The organism is Pontibacter sp. BAB1700, assembly GCF_000277005.1.
Classification (GTDB): domain Bacteria; phylum Bacteroidota; class Bacteroidia; order Cytophagales; family Hymenobacteraceae; genus Pontibacter; species Pontibacter lucknowensis.
Genome location: NZ_AKIS01000157.1, coordinates 1 through 19,304 on the forward strand (window position 1 = coordinate 1; position 19,304 = coordinate 19,304).

The 19,304-nt window shown below is 48.3% G+C and carries 15 protein-coding genes and 3 pseudogenes; 12 read left to right on the forward strand and 6 right to left on the reverse strand.

Annotated features, from left to right (window positions below; translation table 11 throughout):
- The first annotated feature begins 113 nt into the window (after positions 1-113).
- From miaB to groL, 7 genes and pseudogenes are all read left to right on the forward strand, one after another.
- Positions 114-1,552: pseudogene (gene miaB / locus O71_RS16945) on the forward strand (tRNA (N6-isopentenyl adenosine(37)-C2)-methylthiotransferase MiaB).
- Between the two features lie 45 nt (positions 1,553-1,597).
- Positions 1,598-2,875: a sigma-54-dependent Fis family transcriptional regulator gene (locus O71_RS16950; protein ID WP_007659280.1), complete on the forward strand. Its 1,278-nt coding sequence runs from the start codon at positions 1,598-1,600 to the stop codon at positions 2,873-2,875.
- A gap of 55 nt (positions 2,876-2,930) precedes the next feature.
- The gene (locus O71_RS16955; protein WP_007659282.1) at positions 2,931-3,383 is read left to right on the forward strand and encodes an LptE family protein; all 453 of its coding nucleotides are present in this window, start codon (positions 2,931-2,933) and stop codon (positions 3,381-3,383) included.
- Between the two features lie 26 nt (positions 3,384-3,409).
- Positions 3,410-4,783 carry a hypothetical protein gene (locus O71_RS16960; protein ID WP_007659284.1) on the forward strand — a complete coding sequence of 458 codons (1,374 nt, stop codon included), beginning with the start codon at positions 3,410-3,412 and terminating at the stop codon, positions 4,781-4,783.
- Position 4,784: 1 nt separating this feature from the next.
- The gene (gene secG, locus O71_RS16965; protein WP_007659286.1) at positions 4,785-5,165 is read left to right on the forward strand and encodes a preprotein translocase subunit SecG; all 381 of its coding nucleotides are present in this window, start codon (positions 4,785-4,787) and stop codon (positions 5,163-5,165) included.
- Positions 5,166-5,413: 248 nt separating this feature from the next.
- Complete coding sequence (gene groES, locus O71_RS16970; RefSeq protein WP_007659288.1) at positions 5,414-5,704, forward strand: co-chaperone GroES; 291 nt, start codon at positions 5,414-5,416, stop codon at positions 5,702-5,704.
- A gap of 36 nt (positions 5,705-5,740) precedes the next feature.
- Positions 5,741-7,377 (forward strand): annotated as a pseudogene (gene groL / locus O71_RS16975) (chaperonin GroEL).
- 84 nt (positions 7,378-7,461) lie between these two features.
- Here groL and O71_RS16980 read toward each other — a convergent pair.
- Positions 7,462-8,016 carry a hypothetical protein gene (locus O71_RS16980; protein WP_007659290.1) on the reverse strand — a complete coding sequence of 185 codons (555 nt, stop codon included), beginning with the start codon at positions 8,014-8,016 and terminating at the stop codon, positions 7,462-7,464.
- 213 nt (positions 8,017-8,229) lie between these two features.
- Positions 8,230-9,816, reverse strand: a complete 1,587-nt coding sequence (locus tag O71_RS16985; protein WP_007659292.1) for a peptide MFS transporter — start codon at positions 9,814-9,816, stop codon at positions 8,230-8,232.
- A gap of 213 nt (positions 9,817-10,029) precedes the next feature.
- Here O71_RS16985 and pckA point away from each other — a divergent pair.
- The 3 genes and pseudogenes from pckA to O71_RS17000 all read left to right on the forward strand — a co-directional run bounded on the left by pckA (position 10,030) and on the right by O71_RS17000 (position 13,182).
- A pseudogene (pckA, locus tag O71_RS16990) lies at positions 10,030-11,645 on the forward strand (phosphoenolpyruvate carboxykinase (ATP)).
- 136 nt (positions 11,646-11,781) lie between these two features.
- The gene (locus O71_RS16995; RefSeq protein WP_007659294.1) at positions 11,782-12,498 is read left to right on the forward strand and encodes a 16S rRNA (uracil(1498)-N(3))-methyltransferase; all 717 of its coding nucleotides are present in this window, start codon (positions 11,782-11,784) and stop codon (positions 12,496-12,498) included.
- Positions 12,499-12,516: 18 nt separating this feature from the next.
- Positions 12,517-13,182 (forward strand): DUF4159 domain-containing protein, encoded by a 666-nt coding sequence (locus O71_RS17000; RefSeq protein WP_007659296.1) that lies wholly within the window; start codon positions 12,517-12,519, stop codon positions 13,180-13,182.
- 91 nt (positions 13,183-13,273) lie between these two features.
- Here the strand turns inward: O71_RS17000 and O71_RS17005 are convergent, their stop codons facing one another.
- A complete protein-coding gene (locus tag O71_RS17005) occupies positions 13,274-13,822 on the reverse strand; it encodes a hypothetical protein (protein ID WP_007659298.1) in 549 nt (182 codons plus the stop codon).
- Between the two features lie 141 nt (positions 13,823-13,963).
- Here O71_RS17005 and smc point away from each other — a divergent pair, with 141 nt between their 5' ends.
- Both smc and O71_RS25880 read left to right on the forward strand, forming a co-directional pair.
- Positions 13,964-16,990 carry a chromosome segregation protein SMC gene (smc, locus tag O71_RS17010; protein WP_237717881.1) on the forward strand — a complete coding sequence of 1,009 codons (3,027 nt, stop codon included), beginning with the start codon at positions 13,964-13,966 and terminating at the stop codon, positions 16,988-16,990.
- On the forward strand, positions 16,987-17,505 hold the full coding sequence (locus tag O71_RS25880; protein ID WP_237717882.1) for an AAA family ATPase: 519 nt from the start codon (positions 16,987-16,989) through the stop codon (positions 17,503-17,505). Before smc ends, O71_RS25880 begins: the two co-directional genes overlap by 4 nt.
- Before the next feature lie 80 nt (positions 17,506-17,585).
- On the opposite strand, the gene O71_RS17015 is transcribed toward O71_RS25880, so the two are convergent.
- The 3 genes from O71_RS17015 to O71_RS17025 all read right to left on the reverse strand — a co-directional run.
- Entirely contained in the window at positions 17,586-17,930 is a 345-nt protein-coding gene (locus O71_RS17015; RefSeq protein ID WP_007659299.1) for an MmcQ/YjbR family DNA-binding protein, read from the reverse strand.
- Between the two features lie 30 nt (positions 17,931-17,960).
- The gene (locus tag O71_RS17020; protein WP_007659301.1) at positions 17,961-18,512 is read right to left on the reverse strand and encodes a 1-acyl-sn-glycerol-3-phosphate acyltransferase; all 552 of its coding nucleotides are present in this window, start codon (positions 18,510-18,512) and stop codon (positions 17,961-17,963) included.
- A gap of 93 nt (positions 18,513-18,605) precedes the next feature.
- Positions 18,606-19,304: hypothetical protein (locus O71_RS17025; RefSeq protein ID WP_007659303.1), on the reverse strand; the 699-nt coding region annotated here is incomplete at its 5' end.

The window sequence follows — 19,304 nt, forward strand, 5'->3', positions numbered from 1 at the left end:
GAAAGCCTTAGGGCTTGAATAAGCACATTAGATTTAAAGAATTCCTCTGCCATTCTGTCACGTTTTACAGCGGATTATAGTATATTTGCACCTCCTAAGAGATTTTTTGAAGCATGGACCCAATCGTTGATTTAGATTTTATAGATAACCGCACCCCTGAACAGGCTACTGCAGCCGCTTCATGCGATACCAAAGTGACGGCTGAAACCAATACCGGCAAGACCCGCAAACTTTATATCGAGAGCTACGGCTGCCAGATGAACTTCTCAGACAGCGAGATCGTGTCGTCCATCATGTTTGAACAGGGCTTCGACACTACAGCTCACATCGAGCAGGCGGATGTGGTGTTCCTCAACACCTGCTCCATCCGCGAGAAGGCGGAGACAACCGTACGCAATCGCTTGGGTCAGATCAATTACTTCAAGAAGAAAAAACCTTCTATGGTAATTGGCGTGCTCGGTTGTATGGCGGAACGCTTAAAGAAATCACTGCTGGAAGAGGAAAAAATCGTGGACCTGGTAGTTGGTCCAGATGCCTATCGCGACCTGCCCAACCTGATCAATGAAGTGGATGGTGGCCAGAAAGCGGTTAATGTGCTTCTCTCACGTGAGGAAACCTACGCCGACATCAACCCGATTCGTCTGAACAGCAACGGGGTAAGTGCTTTTATCTCCATCATGCGTGGCTGCGACAACATGTGCTCTTTCTGCGTGGTGCCATTCACACGCGGGCGTGAGCGTTCCCGTGATGCGCATTCCATCGTGCGGGAAGCCGAGGCACTGGTTGCACAGGCTACAAGGAAGTGACGCTGCTGGGACAAAATGTGGACTCTTATAAATGGGCGTCAGAAGACAGCACCGAGCAGGTAAACTTTGCGCAGCTGCTGGAAATGGTGGCCAAACTCAGCCCGGCCCTGCGTGTGCGCTTCTCTACCTCCCACCCCAAAGACATTACTGACGAGGTGTTGTATACCATGAAAAAGTACGACAACATCTGTAAATACATACACCTGCCTGCCCAGAGCGGTAACTCCCGTGTACTGGAGCTGATGAACCGTACTTACGACCGTGCCTGGTATCTGAACCGCGTAGACGCTATCCGTGCCATACTGGGTGAAGACTGCGGCATCTCCTCCGACATGATCGCAGGCTTCTGCAGCGAGACAGAAGAAGAGCACCAGGATACCCTGTCGCTGATGGACTACGTGCAGTACGACTACTCATACATGTTCTTCTACTCAGAGCGCCCAGGCACACTGGCTGCCCGCAAACTGGAAGACGATATTCCGCTGGAAGTGAAGAAGCGTCGTCTGGCAGAGATCATCGAAAAGCAGCGTGAGTGCTCTCTGAACCGGAACAAGCGTGACGTGGGCCGCGTGCACCGCGTGCTGGTGGAGGGCTTCTCCAAAAAATCAGCTCAACAGCTGAGCGGACGCAACGACCAGAACAAAGTCGTGATCTTCGACAAGAAGCATTACAAGAAGGGCGATTATGTGAATGTATTCGTCAACGACTGCTCCGTAGGCACACTCTTCGGCGAAGCGGTAGATTAGGGTTGGAATTTTTCCAGCTCGTCTAATCTTCAAATCAAAAAAATAATGCGCAATATCGATATACAGAGTATAAAACAGCGCTTTGGCATCATCGGCAACTCACCCTTGCTTAACTACGCCATACAGGTGGCGGCCCAGGTGGCCCCTACCGATATGACTGTGCTGATCACAGGTGAGAGCGGCAGCGGCAAAGAGTCTTTCTCCAAGATCATTCACCACCTGAGTCCGCGCAAACATGGGCAGTTTATCGCCATCAACTGCGGCGCTATACCTGAAGGCACTATTGACTCAGAGCTTTTCGGTCACGAAAAAGGATCCTTTACCGGCGCCACAGACACACGCAAGGGTTACTTTGAAGTAACAGACGGCGGTACGATCTTTCTCGACGAAATCGGTGAGATGCCACTTGGTACGCAGGCCCGCCTGCTGCGTGTGCTCGAAAACGGAGAATTTATCAAGGTGGGATCTTCCAAAGTGCAGAAGACTGATGTGCGTGTGGTTGCCGCTACCAACGTGAACCTGATCAATGCAGTAGAGAAAGGCCGCTTCCGGGAAGACCTTTACTATCGTCTCAATACGGTTCCTATCACAGTTCCATCATTACGTGAACGTGGTGAGGATATTTACCTGCTATTCAGAAAGTTTGCTTCAGATTTTGCTGAACGCTACCGGGTCAAACCCATTACCTTGACGCAGGATGCTGTGGAGGAGCTTCTGAGCTTTCGCTTTCCGGGCAATATCCGCCAACTGAAGAATATTGTAGAACAGATCTCGGTGCTGGAGTACGACCGTGAACTGAATGCCAACAAACTGCGGCACTACCTCCCACGTGAGCAGGGTGGTAGCCAGGTGCCGGCACTCCTGGCAAAAGAGCCCGGTGCAGACCAGTCCTTCTCGGAGCGCGACCTGCTTTACAAGGTTCTTTTTGACATGCGCCGTGATGTATCGGAGCTCAAAAAACTCGTGTTCGAGCTCATGACGCGTCAACCAGGTGATAACGAACTGCTGAAAGAGCACAGCCATCTTTTTGAGAACATAGAGCAGGTAGGCCACCATGTGCGTCCTTACAAGGGCACAGAACAGCCTGAACCTTATTACCTGCCGGTGCAGCAGTCCCGTCATGACGAAGACTACGAGGAAAAAGTAGAAGACATTTCCCATGAAACCGAGGACGAAGGCCTTTCGCTGGAGTCGATGGAAAAGGAAATGATCCTGAAAGCGCTCAAGAAGCACAACAACAAACGGAAGTACGCGGCTAATGACCTGGGCATTTCCGAAAGAACCCTCTACCGAAAACTAAAGCAATATGATATTGAGAACTAAGGGCCTCACTATATGCCTGAGCCTTCTTTTGGCACTTTGCTGCACCGCCTGCGGGGTGTACTCATTTACGGGCACTTCCATCTCCCCCGACATCCGGACCATTTCGATTCAGAACTTTGAGAACAGTGCCGGCGAAGGTCCTTCTAACCTGACACAGGTGGTGACGAACAGTTTCCGAAACTATTATCAGCGCAACACCAACTTAACTGTATTGCAACGCGACGGCGACTTGCAATTGGAAGGACAGATTGTTAGTTTTACACTGACTCCAGCCGCTGTGCAACGGGACGGCAACATTGACCAGGCGACGCTGAACCGCCTTACCATGGGCATCCAGATCCGCTTTACTAACGCAAAAGATCCGGAGCAGGACTTTGATCAGCAGTTTACGATCACAGAGGACTTTCCTCAAAACGTGGACATCACCAGCATTCCGCCTGCGGCCATTGACCGCATGACCGATCGCCTTGTGGCTGATGTGTTTAACAAGACGGTTGCAAACTGGTAGTCATAATATAGCATCATCACCTTTACATGAATAAATCTGCCTTTCTTAAACTGATCAAGCAGGTATCCGACATTTCTGACCAGCAGCAAAGCGAACTGGAGCAGGTGGCGGCTAACTTCCCCTATTGCCAGACGGCCCATCTGCTGCTGGCAAAGTCAGCTTATGACAAAGGCAGCATGCTCTCCACGCAGCGTCTGCGCCGTGCTTCTGCCTACGCAACAGACCGCCAGCTCCTGAAGCGCATCATCTATACCTCTCCTGTCCTGGAACTTGCTTATGCCGAAGAGACAGAAGAAACAGCCCTGGAAGAGGAAGCGGAAATTATAATTTCTGATACAGTAACAGATCAGGAAAACGACACAGCAGTAGCTGTTGCTGAAGAGGCCGTAACAGAAGATGCTGAAACATCAGAAGCTATACCTGAGCCTGAGGCTTCAACCCCAGAAGAAACACTGGAAGAAGTATACGCCCCTGCTCCTGTTGAGGAAAGTCTATACCTAGAATCCGAACCAGAAACAGAATCGCCTGATGCAGAAATAGACTCTGAACTGGCCTTGCTGTTCACCTTTAACAGCATCAGCTCCTCTTCCACCGACCTGCTGAGCCAGCGGGAAGAAGAAAGCCTTGAAGCAGGAGAGCAGGAAACGGAGCATGCCCATCTGACAGAAGCTGCTGAAGTGCTGCATGAACTGGAAGAAACGCAGCAGACAGACCTGGTGGCTTACGATGCGGAAGATCAGCATGTTGAAATTGAAGTTGAAACGGAGGAAGAGGCTATACCTGTTCCCCAGGCAGAAGCATACCAGGCCGATTCGTTCAATACTGACACATCAGAAGCGGAGAATACAGAATCTGACAGTGACATATTTGATGAAGAAGCAGACGAACCTGCGCTAGCAAGTGCCGAAGATGCCGAGATCAACTATTCTTTTGACGAGATAGACCGCCTGTACGCGGAGGATGCGCTAGGCTTATTGGATGGCTCGAGCCGCATGGGCGAGGTGCTGCAGCTGAAGGATGACTATACCCGGTCACGTCCTCAAAGCTTCCACCCGGAGCTGATTTTAGAGTATAGCAAAACCCACGAACTCGAAAAAGCGATACAGCCTACTGCCCACGTGCTCAGCAAGCAGCTTGACATTATCGACCAGTTTCTCAAGCTGAATCCGAAGCTCAAGACCATGGCCAACCTTAAGCTAAAGCCTGAGCCACAGGAGGATTTGTCGCTCAAGAGCTCTAAAATAAAGAAGGGAATGGCTTCTGAAAGTCTGGCCAACATCTTTATCCAACAAGGAAAGCCTAAAAAGGCTGTTAAAATTTATGAACAGCTTATTTTGAAATATCCGGAAAAAAAGTCTTACTTTGCCGAACAGATCGAGAAATTACAAAACATAACATAAAATGTATATCGCCCTAATCAGTATCATTCTTTTCATTTGCGTACTTCTTGTTTTAGTAGTACTAGCCCAGAATCCTAAGGGAGGCGGACTTTCAAGCCAGTTTGGTGGTGGCGGTGCCAGCCAGCTGATGGGTGTAAAGCGCACAGGCGACCTGCTCGAGAAACTGACCTGGGGCTTCGCAATCGCACTGGTTGTACTGACACTAGGTACGCACATGATGATCGACACCAATACTGAATCTACTATCCGCAGCGTAAACGAAGAGCGTGCCCGCCAGATGGGTACTCCGGCAGTGCCAGCCCTGCCAGGCGCTGAAGGTAAAGAAGACATGTCAATCCCGGGAACGGGTGAGATACCTGAAATGGTAGACACTGCACAGTAATAAAGAACTGACAAATTGAAAGCCGGCCTTCAAAGCCGGCTTTTTTATTTTGCCCTTTCCCCTACCAGCACGAACTGACAAATAGCTGCTGACTGACAGTACCTGACAAATTTGTCAGACAGGGAACTAATTTGAACTGCTAAAATGACCCAAATTGGCAGGAAAACAGCCTTGGCACAGGAAATGATAGGGACAGTATGGTTTCAACGTTAAATCATTAACCACAAAAACTAAAAACATAACAAACTATGTCAATCAGCATTAAACCATTAGCAGACAGAGTGATTGTAGCTCCTGCTGCAGCAGAGGAAAAAACGAAGTCTGGCATCATCATTCCGGACACTGCTAAAGAGAAACCACAGCGCGGTGAGATCGTGGCTGTAGGCGAGGGCAAAGTATCTGAGCAAGGCGCTCTGATGAAGCCACAGGTTGCCGTTGGCGACCAGGTGTTGTATGGCAAGTATGCAGGTACAGAGATTTCTGTTGACGGCAACGATTACCTGATCATGCGTGAGTCAGATATCCTGGCTATCCTTTAATCTATTCCATTTAACCAAAACCAAAGAGATATAACTATGGCTAAGAACATCACATTTGATGCTGACGCTCGCCACAAAATTAAGTCTGGCGTTGACAAACTGGCAAATGCTGTAAAAGTTACCTTGGGTCCTAAAGGCCGCAACGTAATCATCGATAAGAAATTTGGTGCCCCTACGATCACAAAAGACGGTGTATCTGTAGCGAAAGAGATTGAGCTGAAAGACGCGATCGAGAACATGGGCGCTCAGCTGGTAAAAGAGGTTGCCTCTAAAACAGCTGACCAGGCTGGCGACGGTACGACTACTGCCACTGTGCTGGCCCAGGCTATTTACACAGCCGGTATCAAAAACGTAGCCGCAGGTGCTAACCCAATGGACCTGAAGCGTGGTATCGACAAGGCGGTTCACGCTGTTGTTGAGAACCTGCGTACACAGTCTAAGAAAATCGAAAACTCTTCTGAGATCGCCCAGGTAGGTACTATTTCTGCCAACAATGACTCCGAGATCGGTAAAATGATCGCTGATGCGATGGACAAGGTTGGTAAAGACGGTGTGATCACTGTGGAAGAAGCAAAGGGTACAGAAACTGAGGTGAAAACTGTTGAAGGTATGCAGTTTGACCGTGGTTACTTGTCTCCTTACTTCGTGACTAACCCAGAGAAAATGGAAGCGGAGTTCGACAACCCTTACATCCTGATCTACGACAAGAAAGTTTCTACCATGAAAGAATTGCTTCCAGTATTGGAGCAGGTGGTACAGACTGGTAAAGGTCTTGTGATCGTGTCTGAGGATGTGGACGGCGAAGCGCTTGCTACACTGGTAGTAAACAAACTGCGTGGCTCCCTGAAGATCGCTGCTGTGAAAGCTCCTGGCTTCGGTGACCGCAGAAAAGCCATGCTGGAAGACATCGCTATCCTGACTGGTGGTACTGTGATCTCTGAAGAGCGCGGTTATAAACTGGAGAACGCGACACTTGACTACTTAGGTCAGGCTGAAAAAGTGATCATCGACAAAGACAACACAACCATTGTAAATGGTGCTGGCCAGAAAGATGATATCGTCGCTCGCGTAAACCAGATCAAAGCGCAGATGGAGACTACTACATCTGACTACGACAAAGAGAAACTGCAGGAGCGTCTGGCTAAACTGTCTGGCGGTGTAGCTATCCTTTACATCGGTGCTTCTACTGAAGTAGAGATGAAAGAGAAGAAAGACCGTGTAGACGATGCGCTCCACGCAACAAGAGCTGCCGTTGAAGAAGGTATCGTAGCAGGTGGTGGCGTAGCCTGATCCGTGCCCTGGATGCCCTCAACAACGTAGACGTGTACAATGCTGACGAGCAGACAGGTGTAAGCATCATTAAAACTGCACTTGAGTCTCCGCTTCGTACGATTGTAGCCAACGCAGGTGGCGAAGGTTCTGTAGTGGTACAGGCAGTTCGCGAAGGCAAGGCTGACTATGGCTACAATGCCCGTGACGACAAGTACGAGAACATGTTTGCGGCCGGTATCATCGACCCAACGAAAGTTACTCGTCTGGCGCTTGAGAACGCTGCTTCTATCGCTGGTCTGCTGCTTACTACTGAGTGTGTAGTATCAGAAGAGCCTTCTGAAGAAGGTGGTGCTCCTGCCGGCATGCCAGGTGGCATGGGCGGAATGGGCGGCATGATGTAATCGACTCTCATAGTCTGATAATAATAAAGCCCCGGGCCTTTTGGTCCGGGGCTTTGTGTTTTTTAGGTATAATGGAATGTCTGCCTACAGCTCTCTGATTTTGATTATGATATCGTGTGGTGCCGTTTCATCGCCCCCAAAGTATGGGTAAAGCTGGTAGTGATTGGTAGCTGTAGCGCAGTAACGCGGCAGTGTGATTTGCCTGTCATTTACCTTGAAGGTATACTCCTTCTCTCCCATTTCTAATTCATACCTGTTCGACTGGCCGGGTTGTACCGAAGTAATATAGGCTGTGTTGCGCTGCTTGTTGCTATAGGTATAAGCGTGAATCTCCAGACGATTATTATACCAGCGCCATCCAAAACGAGCACTGTTGGTGTGGTGGTCTGTATCGCAGTCTGACAAGCCATACAGTTTATTAATGTCTGCCTGGTTATTGGGTATAGTCGTGGTATAAATGGCTGAGCTGTCAAAAGCCGCTTCAAAACGGATGACGGAGGTTTGGACAAACCTGAACTGACTGTTAGTGGCGTGCTCTCCTTTCTTGATAGTATAAGTGGTGACTGGTGGCTCCGGAGTGGGAGAATCCGTTTCCGTGATGGCAGTCGTTTCTACCTCACATGAGGTAGTAATAAGCAATAGGACAGCAGCTGAAAGAAGATGCTTGACTAAGAAATGCATAAAAATAGTAATATAGCTAAAAGTTGAAATTCATAAATACCAGTAAATAACTATATATCAAGCAATTTGTCGTATTTTAGGAATTTTTCGCAATATCACAAATTGCACTATAAAAACAAAGAGCCCGCACTAGTTAAAGTGCGGGCTCTCTTGAATACTATATTCTGCAGATTAGTGAATACCGTGCATCCACTTACGCATGATCGGAGTCAGCAACAGAGCAAGCACCGCGAAGCCAAAGGCAACGTATGCGATCTGCTCAAATACGCTTGTATAAACCATCAGAGAAGCCATACCTGTGGCAGCTTCGCCCTCACCACCACTTACCGCGGTGAGCTGGGCAATAAGGCCAGCAATGTAGTGCGCAAAAGAAGAGGACAGGAACCAGATACCCATGATAAAGGCCACGATCTTCTTAGGAGATAGCTCCGTCACTTTAGAAAGGCCTACAGGGGATATGAAAAGCTCACCAGTTGTGATGAACATATATCCCAGGATCAGGAACCAGATAGATACCTTACCATCCGCGTCGGCATAGTTGGCACTCCATGCGAAGATCAGGAAGCCCAGACCTAACTGTGCTATACCTAAGGCAAACTTTACTGGCGTGAAAGGGTTCACACGACGCTTGGAAAGGAATACCCACATAGCCGAGAATGGCAGTGCAAACAGGATGATGAAGAATGGGTTGATCGAGTTGGTCTGAGCCGCATTCATGAACGTCAGGTTCACGTTACGCTCCGCAAACAGGGTAAGTGAAGAACCCGCCTGCTCAAAGAACGACCAGAACACGGTAATGAAGAACGTAAGTAGTATCACCACAAATAGGCGCTGACGCTCTACGCTGTCCACTTTCACCAGGTTATAAATCAGCACAAGCGTGATAACTGGAAGCAGGATGTAGTTCATCACAATGTGCATGATCGAACCGTCGAAAACCGTCTCACCAAAACCTGGCAGGTGCAGTGTACCATTGAATAACAGGAGACCGAAAACAGGCAGCGACAGGAAACTCAGGATGGTTACCCATGCCTCTTTCGTCACACCTGCTACACGCTCCTTGATAACAGCAGGCTCCGGTGGAAGACCGTTGTTACCGAAAACGCCGCTGCGTCCTCCCTGCCAGAACATGATCAAGCCAAGCAACATACCGACACCGGCAGCGCCGAAGCCGTAATGCCAGCCATATTCCATACCCAGCCAGCCGCAAACAAGTGGCGCCACCATCGCACCGATGTTGATACCCATGTAGAAAATGGTAAAACCAGCATCGCGACGGGTATCACCTTCTTTGTAAAGCGTACCAACGAGCGTTGAAATATTTGGCTTGAAAAAACCGTTACCAACAATCAAAAGGGCAAGGGAACCGTAGAAGAAAATAGGGTGCTCTATTGCAAGGGCAAAGTGGCCCAAGGCCATCAAAACGGCACCCAGCATTACAGCTTTACGATAACCGATTAATTTATCGGCGATCATACCGCCAATTACAGGAGTAGCATAAACTAAGGCGCCATAAGCTGCGTAGATACCAATTGCAATCTCATCGCGGTTTGCAAAAGACTCAAACAGGTTGTTCACCATGTATAACACCAACAGGGCGCGCATACCGTAAAAGCTAAAGCGCTCCCAGAGCTCGGCAAAGAAAAGGTAGAACAGTCCCTTCGGATGCCCGAACATCTCTGGGCCGGTCGGGTCAGCGCCAATCGGTGCATTTTGCTCACTTACCTGGTCAGTAAGCGTATGTTCTTTATAAGACATAGGATTTGTTAGTTGATTGTTTAGTTTAGTTGAGCATACAAAGAAGGTAAATATATCGGTTTAAACACTTACAGACAAATATTTTTTGGGGCAACGTCATTTGCAGACCTCTTTTTTAATTATAGCGACTAATCTTATTTTAATATCTAATATTTTATATTTTTGTAGCACCGTTGTGAAACAAACAGTTCACTTAAAACCCTTTATTTTCAAATGAAAGAATCTGGTATTAAATCAGGTAAAGTAGGTCTGGAGAGCCTGGGCATCAAAGAAGCGAAAGAAGTGCTTTGGAACCTCACTCCTGCCGAGCTAGTGGAAGAGGCTCTGAAAAATGGCGAAGGCGTACTCACTGACACTGGCGCCCTGATGTGTGACACAGGCAAATTCACAGGTCGTTCTCCTAAGGACCGCTTTGTGGTAAAAGACGCTAAAACCGAAAACACCGTATGGTGGGGCGACATCAACATTGCATTCGACCCTGAGAAATTCGACAAACTTTACGACAAAATGATCGACTTCCTGAAGGATCGTCGACTTTATGTGCGCGATGCTTATGCCGGTGCTCACCCTGACTACCGTCTGAACCTGCGCATTGTAAACACACAAGCATGGCATAACCTCTTCTGCAACAATATGTTCCTGCGTCTTGAGAAAGAAGAGCTTAAAGACCACAATCCCAACTTCACGATTATCTGTGCCCCTGAGTTTGAGGCAGACCCCGAAGTAGACGGCACACGCCAGTCTAACTTCGCCATCATCAACTTTACCCGCAACATCATCCTGATCGGAGGCACAGGCTACGCAGGTGAGATGAAGAAAGGTATCTTCGGCGTGCTGAACTATATCCTGCCTGAGGAAAAGAATACCTTGTCAATGCACTGTTCTGCCAACGTGGGCAAAGACGGTGACACGGCTATTTTCTTCGGTTTGTCAGGTACAGGTAAGACAACGCTGTCAGCTGACCCGAACCGTGGACTGATCGGCGACGACGAGCACGGCTGGACAGCAGACAGCGTGTTTAACTTTGAAGGCGGTTGCTACGCAAGGTAATCGACCTGACGCGTGAAAAAGAGCCACAGATCTGGGATGCCATCAAGTTTGGCGCTATCGTGGAGAACACGCGCTTTGTAGAAGGTACACGCACAGTTGACTATACCAACAACTCTGTAACAGAGAATACGCGCACCGCTTACCCAATCCACCATATCGACAATGCGATCGAGCCATCCAGAGCGGATATCCCGAAAAACATCTTCTTCCTGACAGCAGATGCTTTCGGTGTATTGCCTCCAATCTCTAAGCTGAACACCAGCCAGGCGATGTACCACTTCATTTCTGGTTATACAGCCAAAGTGGCCGGTACTGAGGTTGGCGTGACAGAGCCACAAACTACTTTCTCCGCCTGCTTTGGAGCAGCCTTCCTGCCGCTGCACCCGACCAAGTATGCTGAGATGCTGGGCCAGAAAATGAACGAGAACAACGTGAATGTATGGCTCGTGAACACTGGCTGGACTGGTGGTCCATATGGTGTAGGCTCACGCATGAAACTGCCTTATACACGTGCAATGATCACAGCTGCCCTAAACGGTGAGCTGGATAACGTGGAGTACACGAAGCACCCTGTGTTTGGCGTTGAAATGCCGAACACCTGCCCTAACGTTCCAGACGAAGTATTGAACCCTCGTAATACCTGGGCTAACAAAGAAGAGTATGACGCGAAGGCAACTGACCTGGCTGCTAAGTTTGTGAAAAACTTCAGCAAGTACGCTGACTTTGCTAGTGAAGACATCATGGCCGGTGCACCCCAGGTGGAAGTGTCTATCGACTAATTTGTCTCAGTAATATAAAAAAAGCCTTTCTGCTAAAGCGGAAAGGCTTTTTTTATGAAAATGGAGCTGTTTCCTTGTTATAAAATTAGCTACATTCGTATACCTTTATCTGGCATCGAAATCAACTGAATATACCGTGCACTTATTCTATACCCCTGACATCAATTCCGAAATCTATACCCTGGCTGAAGATGAATCAAAGCATTGCACGCGTGTGCTGCGGCTTCATCAGGGGGATACGGTATACCTGGTAGACGGACGAGGGGGCATGTACACAGCCATTATTCAGGATGCGCACCAAAAGCGCTGTCAGCTGCAGATAATAGACAAGCAGCTCGAGTATGGCAAACTCCCCTACTATGTGCACATCGCCGTGGCACCTACCAAAAACATGGACCGGATCGAGTGGTTTGTAGAGAAAGCCGTAGAGATCGGAGTTAGCGCCATCACCTTTCTGGAATGTGAGCATTCAGAGCGTAAACAGCTCAGATTAGATCGCATCGAGAAAATAGCGGTCAGTGCTATGAAGCAGTCCCAGAAAGGGTACCTTCCCTTATTGAACGAGCTGACGCCATACCAGCATTTTATCAAATCCTGCATACCGGAAGATACCTTTATAGCACACCTGGAAGACGATGCTACCAAATCTATCAGGGACTACTACAGACCAGACAGACAGCATTGCATACTAATTGGTCCGGAAGGAGACTTCTCGCCTAAGGAAATAAAGGCTGCCTATGATCTGGGTATAAGGCCTGTTACACTGGGGCAGAGCAGGTTGAGGACCGAAACGGCCGCTTTGGTCGCTTGCCATACGTTACACGTACTACACGATATTTACGCCCCGTTATAAACTCAAGAAAACCTATACATGAAGCGCACCCTCCTCTTCCTATACCTTGTCCTGCTTTGTGGCTCACTGGGCGCACAGCAAAAGTACAGCTTTAAGATAGCCAAGCTCAAGTATAACGGCGGCGGAGACTGGTATGCAAACAAAACCTCTTTGCCAAACCTGATCAGGTTCTGCAATCAGAATCTGAACATGAACATCGCGCCAGAAGAAGGTATAGTGGAAGTCGGGAGCCCCGAGTTATTCACCTATCCTTTTGTGCACATGACAGGCCACGGGAACGTAGTTTTCTCAGATGCCGAAGCACAGAACCTGCGCAACTACCTGACCAGCGGAGGCTTCCTGCATATCGATGACAATTATGGCCTGGACCAGTACATCCGCAAAGAAATGAAGAAAGTGTTTCCGGAGTATGAGTTCGTAGAGCTGCCTTTTGATCACCCGATCTACAGTCAGAAATATATTTTCAAGAACGGCTTACCAAAGATTCACGAGCATGACAACAAGCCACCACAGGGCTTCGGTATCATCCACAAGGGCAGGTTGGTGTGCTTTTACAGTTACGAAACAGACTTAGGAAACGGCTGGGAGGATGCTGAGGTACACAATGATCCAGAAAATAAAAGACAGGAAGCGCTGCAGATGGGAGCCAACATTCTGGCCTATGCCCTCACACAGTACTTGTAGGGTATTCCTATAGGTATAGCCTAGCTTATCGGTTTTAGCTTAATAAGTAGTAAGTGTGAATTACAATCCTACTTTATAGCTTAAGTAAGCACTAGTACTGCTTCCGGTTGAATATCTCAGAAAGAATAAACGCCTGACGAACGGACTGCGGATTGTGCAGCAGTTGAGCATACACATTAGGTACCGCTATCCGCTCCTGCTTCTTGGCTTCATACAAAGCATCTGCGGCTGCAATGCGCTCCTTCCTCTGCTGGTTGTAAAGTCGGGCTTGCTCCGGATTTTCTAATGATAATGCTCGCGGTGGCTTCTGTTCCTTGGCAGTAGGCTGCAAAACTGGCTGCAGCACTGGCTTCGGCTTCTCTACAGGTGCTCTGTTCTGCTCATTGGCACGCTCCATTTTGCTCTGCATCTCCCGCAGAATATCCTCAAACGAAGTAGCAGGAGCTGATGGGCGCTGCTGGCGGGGCTGTGTTTGTGCTGTAGGTATGGGTCGAGGAGCCTGACGCTCCTGTGGCGATCGTTCCTGGGGGGCAGGCGGCCTGCCATCATCGTCCGGCGTGTTGAAGGCTTTGCGCCAGGCCGTGTAGATGAAATAAGCCACAATGGCCAGTATGTATAGGATCAGTTTAAAATCTTCCATGCTGTCAGTCTCTTATCAAATATAGCAGAAATAAAGTATTCCGTCTGCATACTTCCTGCATATTTATACTGTTCCCTTGCGCCATGGTAAACAAATTAGTCTTATTTTTGAGTTTGGTTTGAATAGATTCCGCTGACGCGAATGCAAGTATCAAGATTAGAGATTAAAGGATTCAAGAGCTTTGGCGACCGTGTCGTCATTAATTTTGATGAAGGTATCACAGGTATAGTTGGGCCAAATGGCTGCGGCAAGTCCAACATCGTGGATGCCATACGCTGGGTGTTAGGAGAGCAGAAGACCCGCAACCTGCGCTCGGATAAAATGGAGAACGTCATCTTCAATGGCTCCAAAACCCGCAAGCCGGTGCAGATGGCCGAAGTATCCATCACCTTCGACAACAACAAGGGCATCCTCCCTACGGAGTACTCCCAGGTAACCGTTACCCGCAAGTATTATCGCAACGGCGACAGTGAGTATATGCTCAATGGCGTGACCTGCCGCCTCAAAGACATCAACGAACTCTTCCTCGACACAGGTATAGGCTCTGACAGCTACGCTATCATCGAGTTAAAGATGGTGGACGAGATCCTGAACGATAAGGAGAACTCCCGCCGCTTGCTGTTTGAAGAGGCTGCTGGTATCTCTAAATTCCGGGTGCGCAAGAAACAGACGCTTAAGAAGCTAGAAGAAACAGATGCTGACCTCGAGCGGGTGGAAGACGTGCTTTTCGAGATTGGCAAGAATATGAAAACGCTGGAACGTCAGGCAAAACAGGCAATTAAGTACTTCCAATTAAAGGATGACTATAAAAAATTCAGCCTGGAATATGCGCGCCGCAACATCAACCAGTACCAGCAGACACTGGAGCGCCTGGACCAGGATGTACAGCGTGAAACGGAGTTGAAAGAGAGTTATGTGCTGGCTGTAACAGAAGCTGAAGATGCCATAGCCGACCAGAAAGCGGAACTGAACCTGACGCAGGAGCAACTGGCCGAGATGCAGAAAACCATGCAGGTTCAAACGGCCAAACTGCGCCAGCTGGAAAATGATATAAAACTCAAATCTGAACGCAGCAACTTCCTCAAGGAACGCATGACGCAGCTGCGCCAGCAGATCAGTCAGGACACGGCCAATCTGGAGCATACCCAGGAAAGCATCGTAGAGCTGCGCGATGAACTGATACAGGTACAAGACAGCTTTGCAGGTGCCGAAGAGCAGGTGAATACCTTAAAAGAGCAACTGCAGGAAGCCAATGAACAAAAATTGAGTCTACAGGAGGCATTTCAGGAACTGACCCAGGAACAGCGCAGTAAACAGAATGCAGTTTTTCAACTGAACAAATCGCTTGAAATCAGCCAGGTACAGATTCAGAACCTGACGCAGGATCTGGAGCAGCTACGTCAGCAACAACTTACTGCTGAAGAAGACGCCGCTGTGCTGCAGGAACAATTACAGGAGGCACAGGCTGAACTTGAGGAAAAGACCTCTACCCTTGTGAGTCTGCAGGCCAAGGAAGAGTCGCTGCTGCACAATATCGAGAAAACAGAAACTGACATAGAGGGGCTGAAAGAGCAGTTGGTGGTACTTAACCGCAAGCGTGACGCTCGTCAGAACCAGTACAACCTGACCAAATCGCTGGTCGAGAACATGGAAGGTTTTCCGGAGGCGATCAAATACCTGGCACAGTCTGATGACTGGAGCAAACCGGCTCCTCTCCTATCGGATATCATTGTGTGTGAGCCTGATTATAAGTCCCTTATCGAAAGCCACCTGGAGCCTTACATGAACTTCTTTGTAGTTGAAGAACTCCAGGACGCTGTGGAGGCTATTGCCCTGCTCAAGCAGCACAACAAAGGACGCGCAAACTTTATCATCCTTACCGAGATCGAAGAACTGGAGCCAACTGCTACCTTTAGTGACGGAGCTCTGAAAGCAGCCTTTGAGGTGACGAAAGCTGACAAAAAATATAGCAGCCTGCTCAAGTACATACTGCGCAATGTATATATTAGCGACGAATCCGAGGAGGACTTCTCAGCAGAGGATTACCGCACGATCATCCTGAAAGACGGATCTGCCATCAAGAAGCCATTGAGCTTGTCAGGTGGATCGGTAGGTCTGTTCGACGGCAGTCGCTTAGGCCGTAAGCAAAACCTGGAGCAACTGGCAGAAGAGTTGGAACAACTGCAGCAGGAAGTGGAGCTAATGCAGAGCCGCATCAACGCACAGCAGCAGATCCTGCTCAACTACCGGAGTGAGTCGCAGAAAGATGTGATCAAGCAGCTGGAAAAAGAGGTTGCCAAACTCCAACAGGATTTGCTCACAGTTCGCATCAAGAACGAACAGCACCAGCAGAACCGTAAAAACTCCGATCAGAAGCAGCAGGAACTGCAGCAGCGTCTTGATGACCTGTATGTACAAAGCCAGCAGGTGTCGCCGCAGGCGGAGGAAGACATGCAGGAGCTGAAGCAGCTGGAGGAGCGCTTGGCAGTACTGAATTCTCAGATCAACCAGCAGCAAGAGCAGATCATGGTGATCTCAGGTATGTATAACCAGGAGAACATCCAGTTCCACCAGCTCAAAAACCGCTTCGGATCGCTGCAACAGGAAATCAGCTACAAGCAGAAAACTGTGGAGACCAACCAGGAACGCATAGCCGGCCTACGTCAGGAACTCCAAAAATCCGAAGAAGAAACAGTTGAAGCGACTGATTTCATTGAAGAGAACGAGGCACTGGTGCAGACCATGGTAGAAGCCCGCCGTGAATTTGGTTACGAACTGGATGCCGTAGAGAAGAAATACTTCAGTCTGCGCGGCGATCTGGACGAGAAAGATAAGACCATACGGGAGCTACAACGCAAGCGCCAGAACGCAGACGAGCTACTGATGCGCATGCAGCAGACCATCAATGATACACGCATCAAGCTTGTATCGGTGCAGGAGCGATTGGGAGCAGAATTCAACATTGCCACCGAAGAACTTAAGCAGCCTATACCTGAAATGGAGCATGATGGCCTGTTCCAGCTGAGCAATGAGGAACTGAACAAGAACATCTCTGAAATTAAGTCATCGCTCGACAGAATGGGACCTGTGAATGCCATGGCAGCAGAGGCTATGTCGAGATCGAAGAGCGAAACAGATTTATCACAGAGCAACGTGACGACCTGGTGAATGCCAAAAATGCCCTGATCGATACCATCAACGAAATCGATACTGTAGCGAAGGAGAAGTTCCTGTCTTCGTTCAACGAGATCAAGCAGAACTTCATCCGGGTGTTCCGCAGCCTGTTTACGGAAGAAGATAACTGTGACCTGGTACTTACGGATCCAAAGAACCCCCTGGACTCTCGCATTGAGATCATGGCACAACCGAAAGGCAAGCGACCGCTGACCATCAACCAGTTGTCAGGTGGTGAGAAGACGTTGACGGCTATCTCCCTTCTCTTTGCCATTTATCTGCTCAAGCCAGCTCCTTTCTGTATCTTCGATGAAGTAGATGCACCGCTGGATGATGCCAATATTGACAAGTTCAACAACATCATCCGGACCTTCTCCAACGAGTCGCAGTTCATTGTAGTAACCCATAACAAGCGCACAATGGCTTCCACAGATGTGATGTATGGCATCACCATGATTGAGGCAGGTATATCACGGGTTATACCAGTGGATCTAAGACAGATCGCCTAAAAAACCACCGTACGTAAAGCAGAAGAGCCGCTGATTATCAGCGGCTCTTCTGCTTTATAAATGGATTGAAATTACTGCTGTTAAGCTTCAATTTCTTTCTGCAGCTTCTTTGTGAGTTTTGACCTCACCATTTCATATGACTGTTTAACATAAGTTTCCCACTCCTGCACACTAAGTCTCTCCCAGGACTGTACCTGCACCCACTTGTTACGGGCCATATAGGGGGCGGGAATTATACCTATAGAAGTCGAAAGTTCATCAAAATCTGCATCAGATACTTTGAAAGACACACTCGGAGCGCCTTCCAGGTTCGTGACACAAAACATTTTGCCACCAACCAGAAAGCATAGGTCATTTCCCCACTTCACATCTTCCGTTACACCTTTCAGGCCCAGACAAAAGGTTCTTAGATTTTCTATGTTCATTTGAAATTCAGCTTAATGCAACTCAACACATTACAGCACACCATTTTCAGGAAATTTGCCCTGTTTGGTGCGGTAAAAAGCCTTAATCTTTTCCAGATCTGCTTCTATATCTCCCGTTGGGTAAATAGACGGTCCTATACCTGCTTCCTTCTTAGCATAGTCGACATAGCCTAACACGATGGGTACACCGGCACCTACAGCAACATGATAGAAGCCTAGTCGCCAGCGCGGTTGGTATTTGCGGGTGCCTTCCGGTGTTACGAGCACACACATATCGCCAGGTGTTTCCTTGATGATCTTGATCATGGCGTCTACCATACGTGTGTTCTTTGAACGGTCAATAGGCAAAGCGCCCATCGATTTGAGAAGACCACCAAAAGGGAATTTCATGAATTCCTTTTTGATCGTAAAACGAATAGGCGCCTCCATCATGTAAAACGCGGCACGGGCGAAAATAAAATCCCAGTTACTGGTATGTGGTGCGGCTACCATCACGCATCGGCGTTGGTCTGGAGCCAGGTTCCCGTTTAGTTTCCAGCCTGCAATTTTGAAGAGGAGTTTTGAGATTGCTTTTGCTAACATATAATAGGCTATAAAAAAATGCTAATCCATGACTCAAGACGAGAAAATGGATTAGCATTTCAAATATAGTGTATTCTCAGTAAAAACAGAATCTTAGAGGGCGCGTTTAATCACATGCGATTTCTGGCGCAGTAAATAAGCCTGCAATCCAAAGCCAATCATAGGGCCTAATTCCGTGTAAGCTCGTCCATCTCTGTCTACTTTGCGGAAGTAACGAACAGAAAGCACCGGCTCCAGGGAAAATTGCTTGTTGATGAAAAACGCATACCCGAGGCCTACTCCGCCTTCTAATGCCTTGTACTTGCGGTTTACATCGTTAAAATTATTTAGCCCCGCCAGCATGGTCACCTCACCAAAAACACCGTTAAGCATGTAGTATCGGATAAAAGGACCAGCCAAAATGAAGGTTTCTCTACTTGGCTCCCGATCACTATCTGTCGCATCAGTAATCTTGTTACTCTGGTGAAGCACACTAAGATCAAGGCCAACAGCTAAGTCTTCACGCACAAAATAGCCATTCTTACTTCGCAGGTTAAAATCTATCCGGCGACCCGTAATTTCCTGGCCAGTATTGTTTAGTTCACTGGAAGTGACCTTGTAACTCCCCTGGAGGTTACCGCCTAATAACAAAGAGCCATGTTTTATTTTAGCTCTTATGAGTGAACTCTCATTTTCCTGGGCCCTAAGCGAAAAAACTGTAATAAAAAATAGGGCTACAATAAGGGTAAAGACACGTTGTAGCATAGTAGAGTTGGGTTGTATATGCAGGCTTTTACGATCAATATTAAAAAA